We start from the raw sequence: 7,563 nt of genomic DNA, 5'->3' as shown, positions 1-7,563 counted from the left end.
GGGGGGGGGGGGGGCAGCGACGCTTCAATACAGTAGGGAAATCTGCTGCGCCTTCGCCAGCGCGACCAGCTCATCATCCGGGCAGATATCGCTGGCAATCACGTCAAATTTCGCTAACGCCCCCATGCGCGCCGGACGCACTTTGCCAAACTTGCTGTGGTCGACCACCAGCACGTGATAGCGCGCGTGACGCATCGCCCAGTGCTTAACCGGCAGCTCTTCCAGGTTATAGCAGGTCGCCCCCTGCTCGCAGTCGATCCCCGCCGCCGAGTAAAAGGCGATATCAGGGCTCAGATGGCTGAGGGTATCCTCAAGGCTCAGCGGCATAAAAATCGCGTTGCTGGCATGAAACTCCCCACCGCACAGGACCGCGCGGCACTGGGGGTTTTCCTGCAGGGCCAGAAAGGTGTTCAGGGAGTAGCAGACGCCGGTGAAGGGCAGGGCATCGTCAATGGCGTCAATAATCCACGGCGTGGTGGTCCCGCAGTCGAAGAAGGCCATCTGATGGGCCTCCAGCAGCGCGGCCGCATGGCGAGCGGCACGGCGTTTTTCCTCGACCAGCCGGGTTTTTTGATCGCTGAGCAGATAATGGGTGGCGCTGCGCGGCTCCAGCACAATGTATCCGCCGAGCAGCACAACCGGGCCGCTGTGGCCATTGAGGTCGCGACGAATGGTCATTTCTGACACCCCAAGCAGGGAAGCGGCTTCTTTCAGATGCAGCTTATCGCTGCGTTTAAGTGCCTGAATGAGCTGACTGATACGTTCGTCACGGCGAGTTTCCATATTCCCTCTGCGCTAAAATCGCCCTGCGGGGGCAGGGCGTTAGCGGGATTTTACCTGTCGCTTGCGGGTTAGTCACGCGGTGGCCGCAGCGACGGCGGCGTTTAGCCGCGCACCCAGCCTTTGCGGATTGGCAAGGAGAAGCAGCGACGATACAGCCGCTGCAGCTGATGGTATAGCGCCGGGCCGAACGTGTGCCAGATCAGCGCCGCGCCAAGGCAGCCGCACATCCCGGCCAGCAGCCCGCCGACCATATCCAGCGGCCAGTGCACGCCGAGATAGACACGGGACCAGGCGATGGCGGCGGCAATGGCCATCAGCAGGGCGCCGGACCACAGGCGATGCCAGAACAGGAAGGCCAGGGCAAAGGTAAAGCTGACGGTGCCATGGTCGCTGGGGAAGGAGTCGTCCGCCGCGTGGTGCAGGAAGTTATAGCCTACGCCGGCGACAAACGGCCGATCGTGCGGATAGAGGTGGCCGATCGCCCACGACACGGTCAGGCTGATCGTCAGCGCCAGCATCAGCTTAAACACCATCTGCCGCTGGGCAGGCCCCCACAGCCACAATGTCACCACCAGCAGAGGTACGATCAGAATCAGATCTTTAGCGATGAAGATCGCCATCTCAATAGCCCACTGCGGCGAGGCAGGCGTCGCGTTGAGCAGGGCGAACAGCGCATAGTTAATTTTTTCCAGCATAGACTTCCAGGCTCGTTGGTCCGATAGCAATTAAGCCGCCTACCCTAAATAAAAGCGGTGCGGAGTTAAAGGCGGCATTGTCTTAAAGATCAGGTTGTTATGAAATCCACTACCATAAAGTCTACGGCTAACAGCCTGAAAAACGTCAGTATATCGTTTGTCACATTGCTGAAACATAAACGGAATATATACACAGGCTGAATAACAGGGGAGAGGCAGGACGATGGCGCACGGCTCGTAATATTGTGCGGTGTCACCCACAATTCACTATCTCCGCGCCGGGAGTTTCATTACACTTTGCGCGATTTTTGATAGATAAGAGATTTCATGCAAAATTATTCGCTTTCAGGCCGCCGCCTTGGAAGGCAGGCGCTGTTGTTCCCGTTATGTCTGGTGCTGTACGAGTTTTCCACTTATATCGGCAACGATATGATTCAGCCGGGCATGTTAGCCGTGGTGCAGGAATTTCAGGTGGGCAACGAATGGGTACCTACTTCAATGACTGCCTATCTGGCAGGCGGCATGTTTTTACAGTGGCTGCTGGGGCCGCTGTCGGATCGTATTGGCCGCCGTCCGGTGATGTTGACCGGCGTAGTATGGTTTATCGTCACCTGCCTGGCGACGCTGCTGGCGCAGACCATTGAGCAGTTTACCCTGCTGCGCTTCCTGCAGGGGATCAGCCTGTGCTTTATCGGCGCGGTGGGCTATGCGGCGATACAGGAGTCCTTTGAGGAGGCGGTGTGTATCAAAATCACCGCCCTGATGGCTAACGTGGCGCTGATTGCCCCGCTGCTGGGGCCGCTGGTGGGCGCCGCCTGGGTGCATGTCCTGCCGTGGGAGATGATGTTTGTCCTGTTCGCCGTGCTGGCGGCCATCTCGTTCTTCGGCCTTCAGCGGGCGATGCCGGAGACCGCGACGCGACTGGGCGAAAAGCTGTCGGTGAAAGAGCTGGGCCGCGACTATCGGCTGGTGCTGAAGAACCTGCGCTTCGTCGCCGGCGCGCTGGCCACCGGCTTTGTCAGCCTGCCGCTGCTGGCGTGGATTGCCCAGTCGCCGGTGATTATTATCAGCGGCGAACAGGCCACCAGCTATGAGTACGGCATGCTGCAGGTGCCGATTTTCGGGGCGCTGATTGCCGGCAACCTGGTGCTGGCGCGCCTGACTGCGCGCCGGACCGTGCGCTCGCTGATTATCATGGGCGGTTGGCCGATCATGTTTGGCCTGATCCTCTCTGCGGCGGCGACCGTGGTCTCTTCCCACGCTTATCTGTGGATGACGGCCGGTCTGAGCTTCTACGCCTTCGGGATTGGCCTCGCGAACGCCGGCCTGGTGCGTTTAACCCTGTTCGCCAGCGAGATGAGTAAAGGCACGGTCTCGGCGGCGATGGGAATGCTGCAGATGCTGATCTTCACCGTCGGCATCGAGCTCAGCAAACATGCTTACGAGCTGGGCGGCAACGGGCTGTTCAGCCTGTTTAACCTGCTGGGTGGGGTACTATGGCTGGGGCTGATGATTTACTTTCTGAAAGATAAAAGCGTCGGCAATTCGCAGCAGGGGTAGTTGTTTTCAACCCGGATGCGCTCGCATCCGGGTCTTATCAGGCGAACGGCGCTTCGCGATCCAACACCTTATCAATAATCTGCAGGACACCTTCTTCGTTGTTATGCGGCGCCTGATAGCGGGCGACGGCTTTGACGTCTTCCCGGGCGTTGGCCATGGCAAAGCCAAACCCGGCGTGCTGCAGCATTTCGATATCGTTGCCGCTGTCGCCGAACGCCACCACCTCGTGATCCTCAATGCCCCAGCGCTGCTGCAAAATGCGCAGCCCGTTGGCTTTGTGCACACCCGGGATAATTAAGTCGATGCTGCCGTAGCCGGTGGCCACCGCGGTGACCATGTCCCCCAGCGCCGCGTGCAGCTTCGGCTGAATTTCCGGGATCAGGCTGTCTGGCACGTTGAGACCAAATTTGAGAATGGTGTCATCGAGATGGTTAAAATCGTCCACCAGTTCAAGGCGGTGATAATACTTCGCCGCCACCGTCTTCAGCGCGTCGTTGTAGCGATTGAGGGTGTAGGCGCTGCGCTTCCCGCAGGCGATGATTTCGATATTCGGCAACGTCTGCAGATGGTCGACCACGGCGTTGAAGTGGTGAACCGGCAGTTGGCAGTTGAAGACGTCTTCATTGCCGCTCACCACCCAGCCGCCGTTTTCCGCCACGAAGGCGATCTGATGGGCGATCTCCGGGAAAAAGGAGATCAGCTGATAATATTGGTTGCCGCTGGCGACCACGAAGCGAATATTCTGTTCGCGCATTCGCTGGTACTGGGCGAGGAAGCGCGGCCGGTTGTAAGTTTTGGCATCGCTTAAAAAGGTGCCGTCCATATCCACCGCAATCAGTTTGATGCTCATTAGCTGTTCTCCATAACGGGTTCAGATTGTGGCTTAGCCACCGCGCGGGCGACCAGCGCCGCCACCATCACCAGACCCAGCACCACCATCATGGCGCTGCGCAGGCCGAAGTGTTCGCCGAGGAAACCCAGCAGCGGCGGCCCGACGAGGAAAGCGAGATAGCCGGTGATCGCCACCACGCTGACGCGCTTGGGCGCGTCCGGCCCGGTATCGCTGGCGGCGGAGATGGTCAGCGGGAAGCCGAGCGAGGCGCCAATGCCCCACAGCAGCACCGAGATGCCCGCCACCCAGGGGTTATCGACGAAGATGATCAGGCCTATGCCGAGGGCGCCCATCACTGCGCTGCCGCGGACCACCGCCACCCGGCTGTAGCGATCGATAAACCAGCCGCCGGTAAAGCGGCCCAGCGTCATGCCGAGGGTGAAACCGGCATAAATCAGGGAGCCGGAGGTGGGGCTAAAGCCGTGGCCATCCACCATCAGCAGCGGCAGCCAGTCGTTGGCCGAGCCTTCGGCAAAGGCCATCGCCAGGACAATGACGCCGATCAGCAGCAGCTGCGCGTCGCGCCATACCGGCAGACCTTTCGCCTCACCGTGGGCGACTTCGGCGGCATTTTTACCGGTGCCGTCGGGAATGGCGCGGATAGCAATGGCGATGGGCAGGATAGCCACCAGCGCCGCCGCCAGGATGTGCGGGGCGGCCGGCAGACCGAATCCGGTCACTGCCATGCCCACCCCGGCGCCGAACAGGGTGCCAAAGCTGTAGAAGCCATGCATCATCGGCAGCACCGTTTTATTCATCTCCCGCTCGATCGCCGCGCCTTCGACGTTAATAGCGACCTCTGCGGAGCCGAAGCTGGCGCCGAAGATAGCCAGACCGAAGGCGAACAGCGGGGCGGAAGTGACCCACAGCGCCAGGCTGAGCACCAGCATGCCAAGCACGGCGAAGGACATGGTGGTGCGGATGACCTTGCGGGTACCAAAGCGCTTCACCAGCCACGCCGAGCAGAGAATACCGCTCATCGACCCCACCGACAGACCAAACAGCACCACGCCCATCTCTGCGGTGGATAGCGCCAACAGATCGCGGATCGCCGGCGTGCGGGTGGCCCAGGAGGCCATTAACAAGCCGGGGATGAAAAAGAACATAAACAGCGCCCATAGCCGAAGCTGCAGCGCTCTGCGCGAGGATTGCGTCGTCATCCGTAAACGCCTTAAAGGAGAAGAGTGAAGACAACAGTAGCAAGTATGTGTACATTTGTACATAAACCGGAAGAGGAAAATCATGGCCCGTAGACCAAACGATCCGCAGCGCCGCGAGCGCATCCTGCAGGCGACGCTGGATACCATTGCGGCGCACGGCATCCATGCGGTGACGCACCGTAAAATCGCCACCTGCGCGAATGTGCCGCTGGGATCGCTGACCTACTATTTCAGCGGCATTGAGGCGTTAATTGAGGAGGCGTTCAGCCTGTTTACCGCCGAGATGTCGGCGCAGTATCAGCAAGGCTTCGTCGGGGTAACGAACCGGGAACAAGCCTGCGATGCCATCGCGGATCTGATCTTCAGCGCCCAGGTGACCACGGCGCGCAATATGGAGCTGATGTACCAGCTGTACGCGTTCTGCAGCAGTCAGCCGGCGCTGAAGGCGGTGATGCAGAACTGGATGCGGCGCAGCCAGCAGACGCTGGAGCAGTGGTTCGCCCCCGATACCGCCCGCGGTCTCGACGCCTTTATTGAAGGGATGACCTTGCACTTTGTCACCGACCGCGCGCCGCTGTCGAAGGCGGCAATCCGCATGATGGTCGGGCAGCTGGCGGGGGAGAGGGCGCAGGAAGAGGGGCGCTGAAGCGGCGTTTCACCCGGAATGGCTAAACGCAGGCAACAAAAAACCCATCACCCTTGAACCGAAGTGGCGGGGTTGATGGGCTCCACAAAATGGGGACATCAAAGAAAAGCAGTGGCATTACTTATGACTGATGCCCTGAGAAAAAGTTCTGCCTGTGACGGCTTTTTTCTCAAAAAATTATTGTAGCCCTGGCCAGATGATCACGATGAGCGTCCCGGCAAGGGTAAGCAGCACGTTGGCGATGGCGTAGGTCCCTGCGTAGCCGAGCGCTGGAATATTGCTGCGCGCGGTATCGCTGATGATCTCCATCGCCGGGGCGCAGGTGCGGGCCCCCATCATGGCGCCGAACAGCATCGCCCGGTTCATGCGCAGCACGTAGGCGCCGAACAGGAAGCAGATCACCACCGGCACCAGGCTGACGATAAGCCCTGCCGCCAGCATCTGGCCGCCGACGGCGCCCAGCCCGTTATTGATCCCGGCCCCGGCGCTGAGACCGACCCCGGCCATAAACACCATCAGACCAAACTCTTTCACCATGTTCAGCGCCCCCTGCGGGATATAGCCGAAGGTTGGGTGGTTGGCGCGCAGGAAGCCAAGCATGATGCCGGCGAACAGCAGGCCGGCGGCGTTGCCGATGCCGAAGCTGAAGGAGCTGAACTGGAAGGTGATCATGCCGATCATCAGGCCAACGATAAAGAAGGCGCAGAAGGCCAGCAGATCGGTCACCTGGCTGTGAATGGAGATAAAGCCGATGCGGTCGGCCACGGTTTTTACGCGGCGGGCGTCGCCGCTGACCTGCAGCACGTCGCCTTTGTTCAGTACGACGTTATCGTCGATAGGCATCTCGATCTGGCTGCGAATAACCCGGTTTAAGAAGCAGCCGTGGTCGGTAAGCTTGAGCTGCGCCAGGCGGCGGCCGACGGCGTTGTGGTTTTTGACCACAATCTCTTCAGTGACGATGCGCATGTCGAGCAGATCGCGGTCGAACACCTCTTTACCGTTGCGGAAGCTCGGGTCGAGGCGGGCGTGGGCGTCCGGGTAACCCACCAGCGCAATATCGTCACCCATCTGCAGCACCGCGTCGCCGTCCGGGTTGGCCAGAATGCCGTTGCGACGAATGCGTTCAATATAGCAGCCGGTCTGGCGGTAAATACCCAGTTCGCGCAGATTTTTGCCATCCGCCCAGGCCACCAGCTCCGGGCCGACGCGGTAGGCGCGGATCACCGGCAGGTAGACTTTACGTTTGGAATCGGTATCGAGGCCGCGCTCGCGGGCGATTTGCTGGGCGCTGGTCTGCAGATCCTGATGCTGCAGCTTGGGCATATAGCGGGCGCCGACGATCAGGCTCACCAGACCAACCAGATAGGTCAGGGCATAGCCGAGGCTCAGATGGTCAAGCGACTGCGCCAGCTGATCGCTGGGCAGGCCGAAATGGCGCAGGGTGTCGCCCGCGCCCACCAGCACCGGGGTGGAGGTCATGGCGCCTGCCAGCATACCGGCGGTGAGCCCGATATCCCAGCCGAACACTTTACCCAGCATCATGGCGATCAGCATCGCGCTGCCGACCATCACCAGCGCCAGCATCAGGTAGTTTTTCCCGTCGCGGAAAAAAATAGAAAAAAAGTTGGGCCCGGCTTCTACGCCAACGCAAAAAATAAACAGCATAAAGCCGAGATTAAGGGCATCGGTGTTAATCGCGAAATGCTGCTGGCCTAATAATAGAGAAACGACTAAAACGCCAATGGAATTACCAAGTTGTACTGAGCCGAGACGCAGTTTTCCCAGGCATAGTCCTAAGGAAGGTGCGAACAAGTTCCTGATATGAGA

The 7,563-nt window shown here is 59.9% G+C and carries 7 protein-coding genes; 2 read left to right on the top strand and 5 right to left on the bottom strand.

Annotated features, from left to right (window positions below):
• Nucleotides 1–24 precede the first annotated feature (24 nt).
• Nucleotides 25–783: a DNA-binding transcriptional repressor DeoR gene (deoR, locus tag HMPREF9538_RS09840; protein WP_009485541.1), complete on the bottom strand. Its 759-nt coding sequence runs from the start codon at nucleotides 781–783 to the stop codon at nucleotides 25–27.
• A gap of 101 nt (nucleotides 784–884) precedes the next feature.
• On the bottom strand, nucleotides 885–1,478 hold the full coding sequence (gene ybjG, locus HMPREF9538_RS09845) for an undecaprenyl-diphosphate phosphatase (protein WP_009485540.1): 594 nt from the start codon (nucleotides 1,476–1,478) through the stop codon (nucleotides 885–887).
• 327 nt (nucleotides 1,479–1,805) lie between these two features.
• Between ybjG and kdeA the strand changes: the two genes are divergently transcribed.
• Nucleotides 1,806–3,038: a multidrug efflux MFS transporter KdeA gene (gene kdeA, locus HMPREF9538_RS09850; protein WP_004151718.1), complete on the top strand. Its 1,233-nt coding sequence runs from the start codon at nucleotides 1,806–1,808 to the stop codon at nucleotides 3,036–3,038.
• Nucleotides 3,039–3,075: 37 nt separating this feature from the next.
• Here the strand turns inward: kdeA and HMPREF9538_RS09855 are convergent, their stop codons facing one another.
• Nucleotides 3,076–3,888: a Cof-type HAD-IIB family hydrolase gene (locus HMPREF9538_RS09855; protein ID WP_004141971.1), complete on the bottom strand. Its 813-nt coding sequence runs from the start codon at nucleotides 3,886–3,888 to the stop codon at nucleotides 3,076–3,078.
• Nucleotides 3,888–5,090 carry an MFS transporter gene (locus tag HMPREF9538_RS09860; RefSeq protein ID WP_004151719.1) on the bottom strand — a complete coding sequence of 401 codons (1,203 nt, stop codon included), beginning with the start codon at nucleotides 5,088–5,090 and terminating at the stop codon, nucleotides 3,888–3,890. Before HMPREF9538_RS09860 ends, HMPREF9538_RS09855 begins: the two co-directional genes overlap by 1 nt.
• 82 nt (nucleotides 5,091–5,172) lie before the next feature.
• Here HMPREF9538_RS09860 and HMPREF9538_RS09865 point away from each other — a divergent pair, with 82 nt between their 5' ends.
• Entirely contained in the window at nucleotides 5,173–5,736 is a 564-nt protein-coding gene (locus HMPREF9538_RS09865; protein WP_004141969.1) for a TetR/AcrR family transcriptional regulator, read from the top strand.
• Nucleotides 5,737–5,913: 177 nt separating this feature from the next.
• On the opposite strand, the gene HMPREF9538_RS09870 is transcribed toward HMPREF9538_RS09865, so the two are convergent.
• The gene (locus tag HMPREF9538_RS09870; RefSeq protein ID WP_077249659.1) at nucleotides 5,914–7,557 is read right to left on the bottom strand and encodes an aspartate:alanine antiporter; all 1,644 of its coding nucleotides are present in this window, start codon (nucleotides 7,555–7,557) and stop codon (nucleotides 5,914–5,916) included.
• Nucleotides 7,558–7,563 lie beyond the last annotated feature (6 nt).

Origin of the sequence: Klebsiella sp. MS 92-3 (assembly GCF_000195655.1) — a bacterium.
Lineage (GTDB): Bacteria > Pseudomonadota > Gammaproteobacteria > Enterobacterales > Enterobacteriaceae > Klebsiella > Klebsiella pneumoniae.
This window is presented reverse-complemented; position numbering and strand designations above follow the sequence as displayed.

What these genes read in the sequence shown, in the direction of transcription:
- HMPREF9538_RS09865 (WP_004141969.1), top strand. Translation starts at nt 5,173, where the DNA reads ATGGCCCGTAGACCAAACGATCCGCAGCGCCGCGAGCGCATCCTGCAG.
- HMPREF9538_RS09860 (WP_004151719.1), bottom strand. Translation starts at nt 5,090, where the DNA reads ATGACGACGCAATCCTCGCGCAGAGCGCTGCAGCTTCGGCTATGGGCG.
- kdeA (WP_004151718.1), top strand. Translation starts at nt 1,806, where the DNA reads ATGCAAAATTATTCGCTTTCAGGCCGCCGCCTTGGAAGGCAGGCGCTG.
- ybjG (WP_009485540.1), bottom strand. Translation starts at nt 1,478, where the DNA reads ATGCTGGAAAAAATTAACTATGCGCTGTTCGCCCTGCTCAACGCGACG.
- HMPREF9538_RS09855 (WP_004141971.1), bottom strand. Translation starts at nt 3,888, where the DNA reads ATGAGCATCAAACTGATTGCGGTGGATATGGACGGCACCTTTTTAAGC.
- deoR (WP_009485541.1), bottom strand. Translation starts at nt 783, where the DNA reads ATGGAAACTCGCCGTGACGAACGTATCAGTCAGCTCATTCAGGCACTT.